The sequence below is a fragment of the Halosimplex salinum genome (assembly GCF_003730195.1).
GTDB classification, from domain to species: domain Archaea; phylum Halobacteriota; class Halobacteria; order Halobacteriales; family Haloarculaceae; genus Halosimplex; species Halosimplex salinum.
Genome location: NZ_QWGG01000001.1, coordinates 994,672 through 1,011,903, shown reverse-complemented (window position 1 = coordinate 1,011,903; position 17,232 = coordinate 994,672). Strand labels below are relative to the sequence as shown.

18 protein-coding genes and 1 tRNA gene are annotated in these 17,232 nt (G+C 68.8%); 7 read left to right on the top strand and 12 right to left on the bottom strand.

Features of this window, described 5'->3' with window-relative positions; genetic code table 11:
* The first annotated feature begins 36 nt into the window (after positions 1–36).
* From D1409_RS04940 to D1409_RS04930, 3 genes are all read left to right on the top strand, one after another.
* On the top strand, positions 37–744 hold the full coding sequence (locus tag D1409_RS04940) for a DUF2270 domain-containing protein (RefSeq protein ID WP_123534596.1): 708 nt from the start codon (positions 37–39) through the stop codon (positions 742–744).
* A 113-nt stretch (positions 745–857) separates the two neighbouring features.
* Positions 858–1,916 carry an NAD(P)/FAD-dependent oxidoreductase gene (locus D1409_RS04935; protein ID WP_123534594.1) on the top strand — a complete coding sequence of 353 codons (1,059 nt, stop codon included), beginning with the start codon at positions 858–860 and terminating at the stop codon, positions 1,914–1,916.
* 110 nt (positions 1,917–2,026) lie between these two features.
* Positions 2,027–2,317: a DUF7545 family protein gene (locus D1409_RS04930; RefSeq protein WP_123534846.1), complete on the top strand. Its 291-nt coding sequence runs from the start codon at positions 2,027–2,029 to the stop codon at positions 2,315–2,317.
* Positions 2,318–2,375: 58 nt separating this feature from the next.
* Here D1409_RS04930 and D1409_RS04925 read toward each other — a convergent pair whose 3' ends face one another.
* The 4 genes from D1409_RS04925 to D1409_RS04910 all read right to left on the bottom strand — a co-directional run bounded on the left by D1409_RS04925 (position 2,376) and on the right by D1409_RS04910 (position 4,837).
* Positions 2,376–2,555, bottom strand: a complete 180-nt coding sequence (locus tag D1409_RS04925) for a hypothetical protein (RefSeq protein ID WP_123534592.1) — start codon at positions 2,553–2,555, stop codon at positions 2,376–2,378.
* A 187-nt stretch (positions 2,556–2,742) separates the two neighbouring features.
* Entirely contained in the window at positions 2,743–3,540 is a 798-nt protein-coding gene (locus tag D1409_RS04920; protein WP_123534590.1) for a helix-turn-helix transcriptional regulator, read from the bottom strand.
* A gap of 98 nt (positions 3,541–3,638) precedes the next feature.
* Entirely contained in the window at positions 3,639–4,301 is a 663-nt protein-coding gene (locus D1409_RS04915) for a 2,5-diamino-6-(ribosylamino)-4(3H)-pyrimidinone 5'-phosphate reductase (protein WP_123534588.1), read from the bottom strand.
* 80 nt (positions 4,302–4,381) lie between these two features.
* On the bottom strand, positions 4,382–4,837 hold the full coding sequence (locus D1409_RS04910) for a hypothetical protein (RefSeq protein WP_123534586.1): 456 nt from the start codon (positions 4,835–4,837) through the stop codon (positions 4,382–4,384).
* A gap of 139 nt (positions 4,838–4,976) precedes the next feature.
* On the opposite strand from D1409_RS04910, the gene D1409_RS04905 reads away from it, so the two are divergent.
* The 4 genes from D1409_RS04905 (at position 4,977) to D1409_RS04890 (ending at position 9,189) form a co-directional block, all read left to right on the top strand.
* A complete protein-coding gene (locus D1409_RS04905) occupies positions 4,977–6,248 on the top strand; it encodes a Single-stranded DNA binding protein (protein ID WP_123534584.1) in 1,272 nt (423 codons plus the stop codon).
* Positions 6,245–8,032, top strand: a complete 1,788-nt coding sequence (locus D1409_RS04900; RefSeq protein WP_123534582.1) for an RPA family protein — start codon at positions 6,245–6,247, stop codon at positions 8,030–8,032. The genes D1409_RS04905 and D1409_RS04900 overlap by 4 nt, the downstream gene beginning before the upstream one ends.
* Complete coding sequence (locus D1409_RS04895; RefSeq protein WP_123534580.1) at positions 8,032–8,787, top strand: metallophosphoesterase; 756 nt, start codon at positions 8,032–8,034, stop codon at positions 8,785–8,787. The genes D1409_RS04900 and D1409_RS04895 overlap by 1 nt, the downstream gene beginning before the upstream one ends.
* Positions 8,788–8,862: 75 nt before the next feature.
* Positions 8,863–9,189: a hypothetical protein gene (locus tag D1409_RS04890; RefSeq protein ID WP_123534578.1), complete on the top strand. Its 327-nt coding sequence runs from the start codon at positions 8,863–8,865 to the stop codon at positions 9,187–9,189.
* Positions 9,190–9,261: 72 nt separating this feature from the next.
* Here the strand turns inward: D1409_RS04890 and D1409_RS04885 are convergent, their stop codons facing one another.
* The 8 genes from D1409_RS04885 to cyaB form a co-directional block, all read right to left on the bottom strand.
* A complete protein-coding gene (locus D1409_RS04885; protein ID WP_123534576.1) occupies positions 9,262–10,428 on the bottom strand; it encodes a hypothetical protein in 1,167 nt (388 codons plus the stop codon).
* 163 nt (positions 10,429–10,591) lie between these two features.
* Positions 10,592–10,675 (bottom strand) — tRNA-Ser (locus D1409_RS04880).
* A gap of 242 nt (positions 10,676–10,917) precedes the next feature.
* Entirely contained in the window at positions 10,918–11,676 is a 759-nt protein-coding gene (locus tag D1409_RS04875) for a DUF2064 domain-containing protein (RefSeq protein ID WP_123534574.1), read from the bottom strand.
* A gap of 98 nt (positions 11,677–11,774) precedes the next feature.
* Complete coding sequence (locus D1409_RS04870; protein WP_123534571.1) at positions 11,775–13,319, bottom strand: thrombospondin type 3 repeat-containing protein; 1,545 nt, start codon at positions 13,317–13,319, stop codon at positions 11,775–11,777.
* 80 nt (positions 13,320–13,399) lie between these two features.
* Complete coding sequence (locus D1409_RS04865; protein ID WP_123534569.1) at positions 13,400–13,987, bottom strand: DUF5804 family protein; 588 nt, start codon at positions 13,985–13,987, stop codon at positions 13,400–13,402.
* Between the two features lie 24 nt (positions 13,988–14,011).
* Positions 14,012–15,229: a tRNA sulfurtransferase gene (locus D1409_RS04860; protein WP_123534567.1), complete on the bottom strand. Its 1,218-nt coding sequence runs from the start codon at positions 15,227–15,229 to the stop codon at positions 14,012–14,014.
* Between the two features lie 102 nt (positions 15,230–15,331).
* A complete protein-coding gene (locus D1409_RS04855) occupies positions 15,332–16,534 on the bottom strand; it encodes a methionine adenosyltransferase (RefSeq protein WP_123534565.1) in 1,203 nt (400 codons plus the stop codon).
* A 63-nt stretch (positions 16,535–16,597) separates the two neighbouring features.
* Complete coding sequence (gene cyaB / locus D1409_RS04850; protein WP_123534563.1) at positions 16,598–17,194, bottom strand: class IV adenylate cyclase; 597 nt, start codon at positions 17,192–17,194, stop codon at positions 16,598–16,600.
* Between the last annotated feature and the right edge of the window lie 38 nt (positions 17,195–17,232).

Below are 17,232 nucleotides of genomic sequence, written 5' to 3'. Positions count from 1 at the left end.
CTGAGACGTATTGGGTCTGGCCGCCCAACTGCGGGCATGGACGACGAGGCCCGAAACGAGAGTCCGCTGGATCGGGACGACCAAGCGATCGGCGCCGAGATCGCGAGGGACACGGACGGGTTCAGTTCCGTGCTCCCGCAGTTCTACCGGAGCGAGGTCACCCAGGCCGCCGGCGCGCAGGACCGGATGGACCGCACGACGAACTGGGCGATAACGGTGCTTGCGGCGCTGGTGTCGGTGGTGTTCTCGACCCCGCGGATGCCCGCCTACCTGCTCCTGATCGGCGTCGTCGCGCTCTCGATATTTCTCACCTACGAGGTCCGGCGCTACCGGTTCTACGACGTGTATCGGTCCCGCGTCCGGATCGTACAGGAGAACTTCTTCGCGAACGCGCTGTCGCCGACCGGCCTCGAAGACACCGCCTGGCGCGAGAAACTGAGTAAGGACCTCCGGTCACCGACGTTCAAGGTCACGACGCTGGAGGCGCTCGCCCGGCGACTCCGTCGGACGTACGGCCTCCTGTTCCTCGTCGTCGGCATCGCGTGGGTCGCGAAGGTGACGCTGTTCACGCCCGAGTCGCAGTGGACGGAGACGGCCGCACTGCCCGGCGTCCCGGGACCGGTCGTGGCGGGTGCGCTCGCCGTCTTCTACCTCTGCATCCTCCTCGTGGCGAAGTGGCCGACCGACCGCCAGGCGAAAGGAGAGATCCACGGCGAGAAAATCGGCGAGTGGAAAAACGAGTGATCGGCAGTCGGTTCGTACTCCCGGACACGTCGCGGCAGTCGGCCCGAGCGGGCGTGTAACGGGCCGACGAGACAGCGCAATCTACATACGGGATACTCCATTACCGTGTAGCAATGAGTTCTGAGCCGGTCGACCATCGACGGCTGATCATCGCGGGTTCGGGTATCGCGGGGCTGACCGCCGCCATCTACGCGGCGCGGTCGAACCTCGACCCGCTCGTCCTCGAAGGGGACGAGCCGGGCGGACAGCTCACGCTGACCACCGACGTGGAGAACTATCCGGGCTTCCCGGACGGCGTCGGCGGGACCGAACTCGTGAACAACATGAAAGAGCAGGCAAAGCAGTTCGGCGCCGAGATCGAGCACGGTATCGTCGTCGACGTGGACGACGAGGCCACGCCCTTCGAGGTCGAACTCAACACCGGCGACACGTACACGACCGACGCGTTCATCGCCGCCAGCGGCGCGAGCGCGCGGACGCTCGGCGTCCCCGGCGAGGACGACCTGATGGGCTTCGGCGTCTCGACGTGTGCCACCTGTGACGGCGCGTTCTTCCGCGGCGAGGACATGCTCGTCGTCGGCGGCGGCGACGCCGCCTTCGAGGAGGCCGACTTCCTCACCCGCTTCGCCGACACGGTCTACCTCGCCCACCGCCGCGAGGAGTTCCGCGCGGAAGACTACTGGATTGACCGACTCCAGGAGAAAGTCGACGACGGCGACGTCGAGATCATGCGAAACACCGAGCTGCTGGAGGTCCACGGCTCGCAGGAGGGCGGCGTCGACCACGTCACGCTCGCGCAGAACGAGTCTGGCTACCCGTCGGACAACCTCGACGACGCCGAGACCGAGCAGTTCGACTTCGACGTGGGCGCCGTGTTCGTCGCCATCGGCCACACCCCGAACACGCAGTATCTCGAAGACACCGCCGTCGAACTCGACGGCGAGGGGTACGTGATGACGCAGGGCAGTCGGGGCGGCGGCGAGGGCGCCGACCAGACCGCGACCGGCGTCGAGGGGCTGTTCGCCGCCGGCGACGTCGTCGACCACCACTACCAGCAGGCGATCACCGCCGGCGGCATGGGCTGCAAGGCCGCGATGGACGCCGACGACTACCTCGAACGCGAGCTCTCCGCGGAAGGCGAGGCGGAGGCGGCCGCGGAAGCGGACGACTGACGGGGCGGCTGCCGGCGTCGACGGACAGCGGCCGACCCGGACGTCTAGCGGTTTTTCGCGCTCGCACACGCATCCACCAGACCCATATGATGGCTCTCCCTACGGAGGCCATGGCAGAAGCCGAGACGGTCACGCTGACGCTCGAATCGGAGGACGGGGCGACGGACGAACTCGAAGTCCCGACCGAACTGCTCGACATGCTCGCGGAGGGCGAGGAGACGGCCCCGGAGGTCGTCGGCGACATCGCCATGTTCGGGTTCGCCCAGCGCATCCACAGCGCGACCCACCACGGGGAGGGAGAACCCGACGAGCGACTCGCCGAGACCGAGGAGCGAACCCTCGACCTCTTCGAGGAGCGATTCGGCCGCACGTTCGCCGAACTCACCGGTCACAGTCACTAAACGGAACGACGCCGCGGGACTTTCTCCGCGAACCACACGAAAACAGCGACCCGGACACTCACTCCGAGGAGACGAACGTCCGGTCGTCGACGAGTTCGACCGCCGAGTCCGAACTGAGGTCGCGCAGGCAGTCGGTACAGAGCAACATGTCGAGTTCTCGGTCCGGTGCCCCATCCGGCGTGAACCGGAGCGTGTACTCTCTCGCGAGCGCGCCCTCGCCGCAGTTACTGCACGTCACGGTGTCACCCCGCGGAGACCGCTCCCACCCGGAACCGGTGGCTGGCCCGGGACGTGTCGGCAGACCCCGCTGTCAGCTTCGTCGCCGCGCGGCCCTCTGAACCCCATCCACAGGTACGATACGTCGCACGGAGTATTACGTTACCCCGTGAAATCTGTGCAGCCCGTGCACGGACGCTCGAAACCGGTCAGAAGTCGTCGGCAGGTTTGACCCGTGACCGCTCGCGGTGGGACTCGTAGACGTCGGTCGCCCACTCGCGGATCGATTCGGCCGTCGTCTCGAGCAGTGCCCGGGGGAACCCCTCGTCGTCTTCGACGCCGATCTGTACGGTGTCACCGGCCAGACCGAGGTAGAACGGCACGTCGTCGTCGAGGACGAACACGGTCAGCCGTCCGGTCGCGAGCTGTTCGCCGAACAGCTCGGCGTACTCCCCGGAGGCGATAGTCCGCTCCACGCTCTCGGGGACGACGACCTCCGCCTCGAACCCGCCGTTCACGATCTGCTCGTGGACGACTCTCGTCCCCTCGATGTCCAGCGACGGGAGGAATCCGCGAAAGCTGTCCTCGGTCTCGATCAGCTCCGTCTGTTTCCTGGCGGGGGCGTACGGGTCGGGCGACGCCGCGGACGTGATGTCCGCCTCCCGGAGCGCCGAGAGGTCGAGCGGGAACTCCGCGTAGGGGAACCACTGCAGGAACGGAGACAGCTCGTCGACCGCCCGGACCGAGTCGCGTAGCGACAGGAACTCGTCGGTCACGACCTCACCTTTCGGAGACAGGCGATAGGAGCGGTCGTCTCGCTCGATCCAGCCGCGGTCCTCGAGCGCCGTGAGCGACCGGGTCACCGTCGACCGGGACGCGTCCAGTCGGTCGCGGAGGTCGCGCTGTGTCGCCGGGCCGTGGTCTCGCAACTGCTCCAGCACGTGAACCCGAGCCTTCGACCGGGCGAGAAAGGCGATCTGATCGACGGCCTCCATCGGATCGACCATCGAGTGAACGTATGACCGGAGTACCCGTAATAAATGCTCGCATCGCGGCAGTGCCCATCGGAGCCGTCCGCTACGGCACGTCCCAGCGGAGCCGTCCGCTACGGCACGTCCCAGCGGATCAGGACCCCGTCGTCGACCTGATCCACGTCGCGAAGCGATAGCTCCGGGAAGTCCTCGACGAAACCGTCGCCGTCGGCCAGCGTCGGCGCCTTCCAGCCGCCGATGACGGACGGTCCGACGAACGTCGAGAGCTCGTCCACCAGGTCAGTGGCGAACAGCGAGAAGATGAGTTCGCCGCCGCCTTCGACCATCAGGCGGTCGATGCCTCGCGACTCGAGCTCCGTCAGCGTCCGTTCGAGGTCGACCCGCTGTTCGCCGGCGGAGATGACCTCGGCGCCCGCGTCGGTGATCTCGTCGACGAAGTCCTGCGGTGCGGCCTCGCTGGTCAGGAGGATGGTCTCGGCCCGGTCGTCGAGCACGCGTGCGTCCGTCGGCGTCCGGATCCTGGAGTCGGCGACGATCCGGGCCGGGTTCTCGGGCTTCCCGCCGTCACGGCGACGTTCGCGGCGAGCGTCGTCGTCGACCGTCAGCGACGGGTCGTCGGCGAGGACGGTCCCGACGCCGACCATGACGGCGTCGCTCTCGGCGCGGAGCGCGTCGACGCGGTCGAAGTCGTCCGGGCCGCTGATGGCGACCTGTTCGCGCTCCCGCGTCGACAGCTTCCCGTCCGCGCTCATCGCGGCGTTGACGACGACGTGCATACCGGATCAAGCGGGCTTTCCCGAAAACCGCTTTCGATGTCGCTCTCACCGGTGATTCCGCCGGGCCCCGATTTTGGGAGTCACTCCGGTCGAGTCTTCAGCTTCCGCGCGTCGAGACGCTTCGCGCCGTCGAACTCGGCGGCCCGGAAGACGAAGGCGTCGCCGTCGAGCCACAGTTCCTCGACGTCGAGGACGAACTCGTCGTCCCAGCTCTTGAATCGAACCTCGCCGGCGTCGTCGATCTCGACGAAGGTCTCGGGCGTCTCCTGGGTCGCGATCTCCCACTCGTCGTCGCCCATGTCGAACGACTCGCTCTCCGCGTCGGACCAGGCGAACACGCAGCGGTACTGTTCGCGCGGCTGGTCCGAGCGATCGTGGTCGACTCGTTTGTCCGTCTCGAAGTCGACGCCGCGCGCCGAACACCACCGGCGGAGGTGCTTCTCGTCGAAGCGCTTCGATGCGTCTGCCCCAGCCCCCGACCGCCGCCAGATCACGTGTGAATCCGACGGCTTCCCCCGGAACGTCGGAGGTTCCATGCACCCGACTCTACCGTCGACGGATAAATATCTGATCCGTCCCGATGGCGAGGCGACAGGTCCGCCCGCCGACCTGCCGGTCGGCCGCCGACCCGCTCGACGGGAACGATTTTTACCGGGGCCAGCCGAACGTCCGGTGATGAGCTTAGACGACCATGCCGAGGAACTCGCCTCCAGCCTCGGCGTCGACAAAACGGAGGTCAAACGCGACCTGGAGAACCTCGTCGAGTACAGCGTGCCCGTCGAGGAAGCGAAGGACAGTCTCCGCCGGAAGTACGGCGACGGGTCCAGCGACGACGGCACCCCGACGAGCAAGTCGATCGCCGAGATATCGACCGGCGACTCGAACGTCACCGTCACCGGGACGGTCCTGCGAGCGGGCAAGCGGTCGATCCGCTACCAGGGCTCGGACCACGTCATCTTCGAGGGCGAGATCGCCGACGAGACCGGGAAGATATCCTACACCGCGTGGGACGACTTCGGTCTCGAAGCCGGCCAGACGATCACCGCCGGCAACGCCGGGATCCGCGAGTGGGAGGGCGACCCCGAACTCAACCTCGGCGAGAGCACGACCATCCAGCTGGCCGACGAGGAACTGGACGTCGACTACGAGGTGGGCGGCGACGCCGACCTCGTCGAACTCGAACCCGGGGACCGCGGGATCGACGTCGAGGTCACAGTGTTAGAGGTCGAGACCAAGACGATCGACGGCCGCGACGGCGAGACGGACATCCTCAGCGGTATCCTCGCCGACGAGACGACGCGACTCCCCTTCACCGACTGGGAGCCCCACGACGCGATAACCGAGGGCGCGTCGCTCCGACTCGAAGACGTCTTCGTCCGCGAGTTCCGCGGCGCCCCCTCCGTGAACGTCTCGGAGTTCACCGTGGTGACGGAACTCGACCGACCGGTCGAACCGACCGAGGAAGCGCCGGGACTCGCAGTGCGCGACGCCATCGAGTCGGGCGGGCTGTTCGACGTGGAACTAGTCGGGAACGTCATCGCGGTCCGCGACGGCTCGGGACTCATCGAGCGCTGTCCCGAGTGCGGTCGCGTCGTCCAGAACGGCCAGTGCCGCACCCACGGCGCCGTCGACGGCGTCGACGACCTGCGGATCAAGGCGATTCTCGACGACGGCACCGGCACGGTGACAGCCATCCTCGACGACGAACTCACCGAGGAGATATACGGCGGCGGTATCGAGGCCGCGAAGGAGCACGCCCGCGAGGAGATGGACCAGGAGGCCGTCGCCGACGCCATCCGCGAGGACCTCGTCGGCCGCGAGTACCGCGTCCGCGGGTCGCTCTCGGTCGACGAGTACGGCGCCAACCTCAACGCCCGGTCGTTCGACGAGACCGACGACGACCCGGCAGACCGTGCCAGCGACCTGCTGACGGAGGTGCGCGCATGAGCGGATCCGAGGACCAGGGCGGCGCGGGCCGCCGCGAGGTCGCCTATCGGCTCTTCGCCGCGGAGTTCGAGGACTCGGACTTCTCCTACTCCGAGAGCGACGAGGAGCGCGCCCCGAACTACGTGGTGTCGCCGACCGGCGGCCGGGTGAACCGGTTGTTCGTCGTCGGCGTCCTCACCGAGGTCGAGAACGCCAGCGAGGACGTGCTCCGTGCGCGGGTCGTCGACCCGACGGGCGCGTTCGTGATCTACGCCGGGCAGTACCAGCCCGACGCGCAGGCGTTCTTCGAGCGCGCCCAGCCGCCGATGTTCGTCGCGGTCACGGGGAAGGCCCGGACCTTCCAGCCCGACGACTCGAACGTGACCTACACGTCGATCCGCCCGGAGAACGTCAACGAGGTCGACGCGGAGACGCGCGACCGCTGGACGGTCGGGACGGCCCGACAGACGCTCGACCGCGTGCGGACGATGGCGAGCGCGCTCCGGATGGACGAACGCGGCGACGAGTTGCGCGACGCGCTCGAAGCCGCTGGCGTCGACACCGGGCTCGCCGCGGGGATCCCGCTGGGCATCGACCACTACGGGACGACGCCCGTCTACCTCGACGCGATACGAAACACGTCCGTTCAGGCTCTCGAAGTCGTCGCCGACGAACGCGACGAGGTCGACCCGCACTCGGCCTCCCCGGACGCCCCGGGCGAGGCCGATCTGGCCGCGCTCGCCTCGCTGAACGTGGCTCCGAACGTCGGGGGCGAGAGCGCCGATCTGGGCGTTGCGTTCGGCGACGACTCCCCTGCCGCGGCGGCCGACGAGTCCGGGGCCAGCGGCTCGGCGGCGACCGCGACCGACAGCGAGGACGAGACCGCGACCGCGGATGCGGGAACCACGACCGCAGAGACGACGGCCGACCCCTCGGGCGAGTCGGCCGAGCAGAGCGCCCAACCGGCCGAGACGGAGACAGTCGAGACCGGATCGGAGTCCGCCGAATCCGCGGCGACGGACGCCGACTCGGGACCGGTCGAAGCGGACGCGACGGCTGACGAGCCAGAGACGGCGGCGGACGAGGCAGAGACGGCCGCGGACGCGGCCGAAACAGAATCGGTCGAAGCGGAGCCGACGGCCGACGCCACGGGCGGCGCCGCCACCGCCGACACGGGCGGTGCCGCGGCCAGCACGGACGAGACCGGTGGGACGGGCCCGCAGGTCGAGACGAGTCCCGAGGGGACGGACGGGGCCGCCGACGAGGCCGGCGCCGACGACCTCGACGACTTCGACGCCGGCGAGTTCGAACTCGACGAGGACGAGCGCGAGGAGATCGAGGAGGAGTACGGCACGGAGTTCCAGAGCGGGAGCGAAGTCGGGGAACCCGGTGAGGCCGGCATCGAGACGCCGGACCCGGACGAACTCGCCGAGGAAGAAGCCGCCGGAACCGACTCCGAGGCCACCGCCGCGGACGAACCCGAGCCAGCGGCCGAGGAGACCGAACCGGAACCCGCCACCGAGACCGCCGAGCCAGCGGCCGAGGAGACCGAACCGGAACCCTCCGGCGAAACGGCCGAACCGGAGGCCGAGGCCGAACCGGCCGAAGACGTGGACGTCGAGGACGCGGTGATGGACGCGATGCGTGACCTTGACGACGGCGACGGCGCTCACGCTGACGACATCGTCGACGCGGTGACGGGGAGCACCGGCGCGCCGGACGACGAAGTACGCGACGCCATCCAGGACGCGCTGATGGACGGTCGGTGTTACGAGCCCGACGACGACGTGTACAAGCCGATCTAATGGGCGTCGAACCGCTCCCGGGCGACCCCGCCGCGGTCGCGACCTGCGACGGCGAGCGCGTGCTCGTCGTCGCCGACTACCACGCCGGCATCGAGGCCGGACTCCGCAGAGACGGCGTCGAACTCCCGGACCACAGCCCGGACCGCCGCGAGTCGTTGCTCGCGCTCGTCGAGCGGGAGCGGCCGGACCGACTGCTCGTCCTCGGCGACCTCGGCCACGCTATCGGCGACCCGGGGCGCGACGAACGGGAGGAGGTGCTCGCGCTGTTCGACGCGCTCCCCGCCGACCTGCCGGTCACGCTCGCGAAGGGGAATCACGACGGCGACGTGGAGGCGATTCTGGAGCGGGTCGACCAGTCCGTAGAGATAACGCCCGGCCACGGGGTCCGCATCGGTGAGGTCGGCTTCGCCCACGGCCACACCTGGCCGAGCCCGGACGTGCTCACCGCAGAGGTCGTCTGCGTCGGGCACGAGCATCCGGTGGTCCGACTCGAAGACGAGGTCGGCGGCGCCCGCGTCGAACGGGTGTGGCTCCGCGGCGACCTGAACTCGGAGCCGTTCCACGAGTTCCACGACGCCGACTTCGACGTCGACGGCGAGCTCGTGGTCTTCCCGGGGTTCAACGACCTCTCGGGCGGCACGTGGGTCAACGTCGACGGGCAGGAGTTCCTCGCTCCGTTTCTCCCCGACGGACTGGCCGACGGCGAGGCGTACCTCCTCGACGGGACGCGACTCGGTGACTACCGTCGAGTGTGACCGCGGCGGCGGGGTCGGCCTGCCGAGAACTGGTTGGCCAGAAGACCTTTTCTGCTGGGCGGTGGAGATCCGGGTATGTCACGGAGCGTCGACCTCTCGGTCCCCAGGTGGTTTCACGCCCTGGTCGCGTTCGTCCTGATCGGCGGCGCGTTCGTGACGGGGTTCGCCGCGCTGTTCGACGCCGTCCTCCAGAGCGGCTTCGTTCTCGGTGTCGGGCTCGCAGTCACCGTCTACGCGGCTCTCTGTGCGGCGTGGTTCCTGCGGGCCCGCGACGGCGACGACGGGTCTTCTGTCTGGTCTGGAATCCCGGACTCGCAGTACACCGGCCGACACGCCGAGAGCGGCGGGATCGCCCGCAAGGAGCAGGAGGACGCGATCCGGGAACTGCAGGAACGCGAATGAGGCGGTGCCGTAGTGGTCGGGAACGGGGAAGCGGTCCCGAACACGTCGAGGCGTCGCCTCGTCGGGAGTCCGTCACGCCCTCAGTTCGGGGATCGTGAGCCACCTGGCTTCCGTCGCGCCGGGATCGAACAGGACGAGGCCGCGGACCACGGTGCCGCCGTAGTTCGCCTGATGGAAGGTGGGGACGGCCGCGGCGAACCCGTGTCGGGTTGCGTACTGGTTCGCTTCGTAGTACATCTCCCGGACGTTGTCTACGTCGACGTTCCCCAGGATATAGGCAGGCACGTCTCTCTGGAACGCGCGCTGACTGATGAGGGTCACACCGTAATCCCGTCTGGAATAGAAGTCACCCTCGGTGAAACTGGGGAACGCACCCGTGAGACCGTTCTGCGCGGCGTAGTCGGACACGGCACGTGAAAGCTGGCCGCCCGCGTTGGAGACGGCGTTATCTGGCAGCGAGCCCAGCGAGACTTCCATGAGGATGATGTGACGGGCGACGGAGCCGGGCAGTAACTGGAACTCGTACTCGACGAAGGCCTGATACCGTGGCCGTTCCCGAAAGGTCGGAAACCCGCCGGCGAACCCGTTCCGTCGTGCGTAGTGACGGATCTGCTTGAACCATCTGGGCACGTAGAAGCCGCCCGACCCCCCCGACCGCTGTGGCGCGGTTTCCGGAGCGTAGCGTTCGAGGACGGTCTGGGGGACGTCGAGTGCGTCCGTCGCTCCCTGGCGCAACAGGACGACGCCGCGGACCACGCCACGGCCGTCGCCGTAGTTCGCCTGATGGAACGTCGGAAATCCGGCCGAATAGCCCTGTCTCCCCGCGTAGTCGTTGGCCGAGCGGAACGTGGCGCCCACGTCCTTCAGATCGGGGTTGCCGAGCTCCGTCGCCGGGACGTCTCTGAACTCCGCGGACGGCGAGTCGTACAGGACGAGCCCGTAGACGACTCCGTTTCCGTGGTCCGCCTCGTGAAACGTCGGGAGCGCACCCGCGTATCCGTTGGCCTGGGCGTAGCTGTTCGCCGCTCTGACCATGTCGCCGACGTTCTGTCGAGCGAGGTTCGAACCGAGCTGTGTCCGTGGAACGTCCCTGTATTCGCCCGAGTTCTCCGGGACGAGCTTGGTGCCGTACACCACGCCCTGTCCGTAGTCGGCCTGATGGAAGTTCGGGAATCCCGTGAGAAAGCCCGAGTGACGCGCGTAGTCGTGGACCTGTCGAAACCGGGTGTCCGTCGTCATGAAAACGAACCTACGCGAGCGCGGCATTTCGGTACTGTTTCGGCCTGCGAGCGAGTTCGTTGCAGGTTTCTCGGGTGTCGGCACCTGTCGGTCTGTCCACGACCCGCGGACCGTTCGCGAGCACACGCGACGCGGTGCTCGCCGGGTCGGTCGCGACAGAAGACGGTGGGAAGGGGATTCGAACCCCTGGGTCCGTGAGGACACCTGCTCTCAAGGCAGGCGCGTTAGGCCACTTCGCTATCCCACCGCGTTCGAGCGTACCGCCCGTCCGCCCTAAGACCTGTCGGTCGCTCAGTTACGAGATACGACTGCGGCTTCGCTCAGTCCAGCGGGACGCTTCGCGTCCCGCAACCCTCGCGACGACTCCGTCGTCGCTCAGTTCCGCGAGGCGCTTCGCGCCTCGCGACCATCGCGATGGCTACGCCATCGCTCAGTCCCGAGAGACTCACTCCGTTCGTCTCTCGACCCTCGCGAAGCCTGCGGCTTCGCTCAGTCCCGCCCGACGTCGAAATGGCCGTCGACCGCCGTCGCTCGCAGCCCGAGGTCCTCGACGACGGCGGTGGTGTACGGCGGTACGCGGAGGTCCGCGCGCTGTCGCGCTCGGATCTGCGAGACGAGCGTCGCGAGTCCGCCCGCGGTCTCGGCGACCGGGTGCATCTCGAGGAAATCGACGCTCAGCCCCGCGTCGACCGCGCGGTCGGTCAGCGTCTCCACCTCGGGCGACGTGAACGCGTCCTCGAAGTCGATCGGCTCCGTGAACGCCGCGTAGGAGACGAGTCCGTCGGTCGCCGGACCGAGGACGACCTCCGACTGCCGGAGCTTCATCGCCGCGCTGTCGACGTGTCGACGCTCCAGCAGTGCCGCGGTCGGGCGCACGACCGCCGCGCTCTTGACTGCCTCGCGTTCGAGGAGATGCGTGACGGTGTTGCCGACGCGAGCAGAGAGTGACGATCCGACCTGCACCTCGTAGCGGTGGCTATCGGGGTTGGCGAGCGCGCCGTCGAGGAGAGAGCGGACGGCGTCGAGCGCTTCCTCGTCCTCCGTGGCTTCGGTCTCGTCCTCGGCGTGGACGGGTCGATAGTTGACGAGTAGGTCGCCGCCGCTGGATTCGACGGCGGCGCACGTGTCCCGAACCATCGCCGCGTAGAGGTCGCGCGCCTCGTCGGCGGTCACCGCACCGGCGTCGACGAGTGTCGGCAGGACGGTCCCGGACTCCGGCGGACGGACGAGCACGGCGACTGTAGTCATACCCGAACAACCGGGCGACGATACCTTGAAAGCGCCGCTCCGCCGGCGTCGGCGGCCGCCGCGAGCGCGGTCGAACCGGCCGCCGTCACCCGAGTGATCTACGTGCCCGACTCGTTCGCCTCGGAGGTCGCTCCCGTCGCGTTCTCGGCGACCGGCGTCGAGTACGGGTCTGTCGGGTCCGTTCCGAGCCGGAGTTCTGCACCGTCCGCGACGCCGTCGGCGTCGGTGTCGGCGGCGAACGGGTGGGTGCCGTTCCTGCGTTCGGCCGCCGCGTCCAGACCGTCGGCGTCAGCGTCCACGTCGCCCGTCGGCGCGGTGTACGCGTAGGGCGACTCCGGCGGCGAGACGTCCGCGCCGTCACGGACGTGCGCTTCGAGCCAGTCGCGCTGAGACTCGCCGCTGACGTTCCCGACGGCGGACGCGAACACGTCGTAGGTCACGAGCCCGTCGTGCTCGTTCAACCGACCGAAGACGTGCTGCAGCGTTCGATTTCCGTCGGTCGCGTTCCGAATGCGGCCGTCGAGTGCGGCGAGGGCGCGGGCCCCCTTCGCGTAGGGGACGTAGGTCGTCGACCACGAGGACTGTTCGGTCAGGGTCGCGTTCGACCCCCGGTCGCTGCGGAGCGTTCCGATGAACTGTTCGAACTCGTCGGCCCGACTCGGTGCCGTCCGCAGGGAGAGCACGCCGGCGTAGTAGTGCGCACTGGCCTCGCGGAACCACGTCATCTCCGGCCCGAGGACGAACGACTGCCGGGTGTGGACGTACTCGTGGATCCACGTGTTGGGCGGGCCGCCGGCGCCGGCGCTCGCCGACACCCAGAAGTCCTGTGCCGCTCCCTGCGCGTTCGCCGTCGTCCCGCCGTACCGCAGCGGCGTCGGGCCGGCGAACGCGTTCACCACGTCGTCTCGCGCGCCGACCCTGAGCTGGCGCGACGCGGTCGAGAGCACTTCGAGCACCCGGTCGGGGTCGGTCGCCATGTCGGCGTCGGCCGGTCGGACGAGTCGGACCGTCTGATTCGTCGCGTTCGTCGTGAACGAGTCGTACTCGCCGAGGTAGACGACAGCGGGGCCGGCGAACCCCGTGTCGTCCGAGCGAACCCGACTCCGCTGGTCGACGCGGGGTGTTTCCTGCCAGGAGTACACCCACTCCTCGCGGTCGGCGTCGCGATAGGCGAAGTCGGTCCGCGGGTTCGCGAGCGACCAGTTGCCGACGTCGACCCACCGGAGGCCGCTGAACTGTCGACTCGACCGGTTGACCGCGACCCGGAGCGTCACCGACGGCTCGCTCGTCTCGCGGTCCCACCGCCAGCGACCGTTCTCCCGCTCTCCGAACCCCGTCGCGTTCACGACCCGCCCGTGGCTGTAGTTGTACACCACGAGCGACGAGACGTTCCCCCGAACGCGATACCGCTGGGTCGCCCGGATCGTGCCCGTCGCGTTCGGGGTTCGCCGGTAGGTCACGGTCTGGACCACCGCCGGCGTGGTCTCGTTCCCGGTGTTGGCCGCCACGGCCCCGACTCCCGAGAGCGCGCGGGCGTCGACTCGGTCGCCAGCGTCGGCCGTCGCGCCACCGACCAGTCCCGGGACGACGCTCGCGACGACGAGCAGGAGCGCGACGCCCGCGACCGTTCGGCGAGATGACACACTAGCAGTGTGTGTCACGAGTTCGCATAAAACTGCTGGCGGGTTCCGCAGGGGCGCCCGCCGAGGTTCGAGACCGCGATTCAGGCGCCGAACTCCGATTCCGTGACGCGTTCGACGAGCGTCTCCTCCACGTCCCGCAGGTCGTAGTCCGGGACGCCGTCGCCGGTCCGCGTCACGAACATCGGTTCGACGAGGCGCTTGCGTCCCGCGGGGTCGCCGTCCCGCGACTGGCCGTCGTCGGTCCGGTCCGTGGAGTCGCTGTTGCCGGAGGCACTGGCATCGGTCCGTCCGTGGGTGGCTTCGGTCTCGTCTTCGTCTTCGCCGTCGGAGCCCTGTGATTCGAGGCCGTAGACCTTCAGGAAGCGGGCGGCTTCGTCCGGGGCCACCTCGTCGTCGCGGACGGCGGCGGCGAGGTCTCGGGAGAGCCACTCCGTCTCGCTGACGCTCGGTTCGAGGACCATCGCCTCGTCGACGAAGCGGACCAGGTACCAGTTGAGGTCGTTGAGGAGCGCGACGGCGGCGCCGAGGCTCACGGTCTCGAGACCGATCGCGTTGTCGAAGGGTTCGCGGAGGTCGTAGGTGGCCAGCGCGTTGCGAGCGGTCTCGCGAGAGAGCAACTCGTAGCGGAGGTTCACGTCCTCGACGCCGACCAGACACACCCGCGTCATACTGGTGGGGTGAACCGGGCGGCCCTAAGCGGTTTCGCCTTCCGCGGTGTCGCCGGTCGCGGAGTCGTCGACGACTTCCAGCCGGTCGGCGACCGCTCGCGCCCGCTCGGCGAGGTCGTCCGGCTCGCGGTCTTCGATGTCGCCGAGGCGCGCGCGGGTCTCCGGGTACTCGGGAGCCAGCCGCTCACACCCCGCCGCGATCGTCGACTCGTGGAACGTCCCGATCGCCCCGGCGCGCTGGGTGATGTCCGTCTTGTCGACGGTCAGCAGGGGCCGGTGGACCGGCACGTCGACCGCGGCGCTGGTCACCGCGAGGTTCGCCGTCGTCTGGCTGGACTTCTGCCCGATCGACTCGCCGGTCACGATCCCGACGGCGCCGCGGTCTTCGGCGACGGCGGCGGCGACCTGGAACATGAACCGGCGCACGACGAGCATCCGACCGACCTCGACCGTGTCGGCGATGGACGCGATAGCGTCGCCACCGGGCGCGATCCGAAGTCGCAGGTCCCGGTCGGGCGCGTACTCGGCCAGCGTCTCGGTCGTCGAGAGCGCGCGAGCCTGGTTGTCGACGCCGCCGTAGTCGCCGAGCGCGACGTACAGCGGGATCACCGGCGACCCGCGTTTCATCAGTTCCCAGGCGGCGACCGGCGAGTCGATCCCACCGCTCATCAGCGCGACCACCGGGTCCTGTGTGCCGAGCGGGAGGCCGCCCGGCCCCGACCGCTTCTCGAGGAAGAGGAACGCCTCGTCCTCGCGGCAGTCGACGAAGAACTCGGTGTCGGGGTCGTCGAGGTCGACCTCGGGGTCGACGCCGGCCGCCTCGGCGGCTTCCCAGACCGCACTCCCGCCGTCGCGCTCGATGTCCGTGCTGGAGAAGGGGTGGGCGGACTCCGTGCCGGCGCGCCGCGCGGAGACGGCGAAGGCCCCGCCGTCGTAGTGCTCGCAAGCGGTGGTTCGCAGTCCGTCACAGATGGCTTCGATCGTCGGTTCGACGCGGGTCGCGGGACTGGCGGAGACGACGCCGAACGTGTCGGCGGCGGCCGCGGTCGCCCCCTCGGGGTCGTCGGTGTGGACGAGGAGGCGGAACCGCCGCTGTTCGATGGTCGCGTCGACGCCCCGGTCGGCCAGCATCGCGTCGAGGTTCTCGCGGAGCTGGCGCTCCATCTTCGCGCTGACGTGCTGGCTCTTGGTCCCGATCTCGCCGTGACGGACTACGACCAGATCGGCGCCCGGGGGCTGCATGGCTGTCCGTTGACGACCGGGGCTATAAACAGGCTTCGGCAGCGGATCGGCCGCGACTGCGGCTTGTCCTCCCGACGTGCGCCGTCGGCAGCCGAGCGGCAGTTAGAACGTAGAGAGTTCGCCGTCGATGACGCGACGGGTGATGTCGGTCACGTCGGCGAGTTCGGCGTCGATGGCGGCCTCGACTTCGTCCTCGATGTCCGCGACGGAGACGCCGTCCTCGGTGATCACGGTCGCGTCGGCGACGTGCGGCTGGTCGATGGGGCTCCCGATCTGGCTGAGCAGCCGGATCTGGAGCTGTCGGATGCCGTCGACGTCGGCGACGACCGACTGCGCGATATCCGTCGACAGGAGGTTGTAGATCTTCCCGATGTGGTTGACCGGGTTCTTCCCGCTCGTGGCCTCCATGCTCATCGGCCGGTTGGGGGTGATGAGGCCGTTGGCGCGGTTGCCGCGGCCGACGGAGCCATCGTCGCCCTGTTCGGCGGAGGTGCCGGTCGTGGTGAGGTAGATGGCGCCGTCGTCGTAGTCGTCGGCGGTGTTGACGTGGACGGTGACGTCACGGTCCGTGTACTCGCGAGCCACGCCCTCGACGTACTCGCGGACGCCCGCGATAGCGTCGCGATACTCGTCGAGTCCGCTGACGTACTCGTCGACCGCGGCCGCGGCGACCGTCACGTCGACCTGACCGTCCTCGCGCTTGCCCATCACCTTGATGTCCTGCCCGACGACCGGGTTCTCGTCGCTGTACTCGCCGTTCAGTCGGCGTTCGACGTTCAGGACGATCTCCTCGGTCTCCGTCAGCGGCGCGTGCCCGACGCCGTAGCTCGTGTCGTTGGCCATCGGCACGGCTTCCTCCTCGCCGAAGACGGTCTGGAGGTCGCCGCTGCCCTCGCCGAGTCGCACGTCGACGATCACGTCCGTCCCGAGGTCGAGGTGCGGGAAGTTCTCCGCGAGGTAGTCGCGCGCCGCTTCGAGCGCGATCGTCTCGGCGGGGATCTTCGTCCCCTCGTACTCCTTGGTCGCGCGGCCGACGATGAGCAGGTAGATCGGCTCCTGGACCTCGCCGCCGCCGAACGCCGGCGCGGCGTTGCCGGCGACCAACTGGGTCTCGTCGGTGTTGTAGTGGAGGACTTTCCCCACCCGGTCGAGATACGTCTGTGCGAGCGCCTGCGAGACCGCCTCGGCGATCCCGTCGCAGATCGAGTCGGGGTGGCCGAGCCCCTTGCGCTCGACGATCTCCACTGCCTGGTCCTCGACGGCCCGCCCGGCCGCCGGTTGGACGTTGACGTTCCTGTTCGTCATTGCATCCGGGTTAGATACCCCCACCCGTATAACTTGCGGAAACCAGAAGCCGATATTTAATTACTACTCTGCATCAGCGGAGAGGAGCAGGCCGAGATACGAGGTCCGTATCTGCTCGTCGGGGTCGAGGTCGAGCGTGTCGAGGACGGCGAGCGCGCCGTCGCGGGCCGCTTCGATGGTCTCGTCGTCCGTCTCCGTCTCGACCTCGACGAACTCGCCGAGGCCGTCGACGCTGTCGAGCGTGACGGTGTAGCCGTCCAGCCGGTAGTGCTCGCGGTGTTTCCTGACCGTGGCGGCCGGTTCGAACCCGAGGCCGTCGAGGATGCCCGTCGCCGCCGCGTCGTCGTCGACGGCAGTCTCGTGTTCCTGTCGGGACTTCGATTCGGCTTCGAGGAGCGGGCCCTTGTAGGTCAGCCGCGTCGCGCCGGCGCCGTCGTCGCCGGTCTCGGCGTCTTCGCTTCCATCGCCGTCGCTGTCCCCACCCCCCGTCCACTCCCGACGGATCCGCAGTGCTTCGTCCGTCTCCGCGAAGTTCCGGTGTGGGGCGTCGTAGTAGGTGTCTTCCTGGACGACCCTGTCGACGAACTCGGCGTCTGCTCGCTCCAGCGCCGACTCCACGGTCTCGTGGTCCGCGCGGACCTTGACCTCGACCTCGTACATGGACGAGCGAACTCGCTTCGTCGGCAAAAGACCGACGT

Bases quoted from the DNA above. Each gene is read 5' to 3' on its own strand.
- D1409_RS04855 (WP_123534565.1), bottom strand. From the start codon at position 16,534: ATGACGAACAGGAACGTCAACGTCCAACCGGCGGCCGGGCGGGCCGTC.
- D1409_RS04885 (WP_123534576.1), bottom strand. From the start codon at position 10,428: ATGACGACGGACACCCGGTTTCGACAGGTCCACGACTACGCGCGTCAC.
- D1409_RS04920 (WP_123534590.1), bottom strand. From the start codon at position 3,540: ATGGTCGATCCGATGGAGGCCGTCGATCAGATCGCCTTTCTCGCCCGG.
- D1409_RS04890 (WP_123534578.1), top strand. From the start codon at position 8,863: ATGTCACGGAGCGTCGACCTCTCGGTCCCCAGGTGGTTTCACGCCCTG.
- D1409_RS04915 (WP_123534588.1), bottom strand. From the start codon at position 4,301: ATGCACGTCGTCGTCAACGCCGCGATGAGCGCGGACGGGAAGCTGTCG.
- D1409_RS04875 (WP_123534574.1), bottom strand. From the start codon at position 11,676: ATGACTACAGTCGCCGTGCTCGTCCGTCCGCCGGAGTCCGGGACCGTC.
- D1409_RS04860 (WP_123534567.1), bottom strand. From the start codon at position 15,229: ATGCAGCCCCCGGGCGCCGATCTGGTCGTAGTCCGTCACGGCGAGATC.
- D1409_RS04940 (WP_123534596.1), top strand. From the start codon at position 37: ATGGACGACGAGGCCCGAAACGAGAGTCCGCTGGATCGGGACGACCAA.
- cyaB (WP_123534563.1), bottom strand. From the start codon at position 17,194: ATGTACGAGGTCGAGGTCAAGGTCCGCGCGGACCACGAGACCGTGGAG.
- D1409_RS04865 (WP_123534569.1), bottom strand. From the start codon at position 13,987: ATGACGCGGGTGTGTCTGGTCGGCGTCGAGGACGTGAACCTCCGCTAC.
- D1409_RS04895 (WP_123534580.1), top strand. From the start codon at position 8,032: ATGGGCGTCGAACCGCTCCCGGGCGACCCCGCCGCGGTCGCGACCTGC.
- D1409_RS04905 (WP_123534584.1), top strand. From the start codon at position 4,977: ATGAGCTTAGACGACCATGCCGAGGAACTCGCCTCCAGCCTCGGCGTC.
- D1409_RS04935 (WP_123534594.1), top strand. From the start codon at position 858: ATGAGTTCTGAGCCGGTCGACCATCGACGGCTGATCATCGCGGGTTCG.
- D1409_RS04910 (WP_123534586.1), bottom strand. From the start codon at position 4,837: ATGGAACCTCCGACGTTCCGGGGGAAGCCGTCGGATTCACACGTGATC.
- D1409_RS04900 (WP_123534582.1), top strand. From the start codon at position 6,245: ATGAGCGGATCCGAGGACCAGGGCGGCGCGGGCCGCCGCGAGGTCGCC.
- D1409_RS04930 (WP_123534846.1), top strand. From the start codon at position 2,027: ATGGCAGAAGCCGAGACGGTCACGCTGACGCTCGAATCGGAGGACGGG.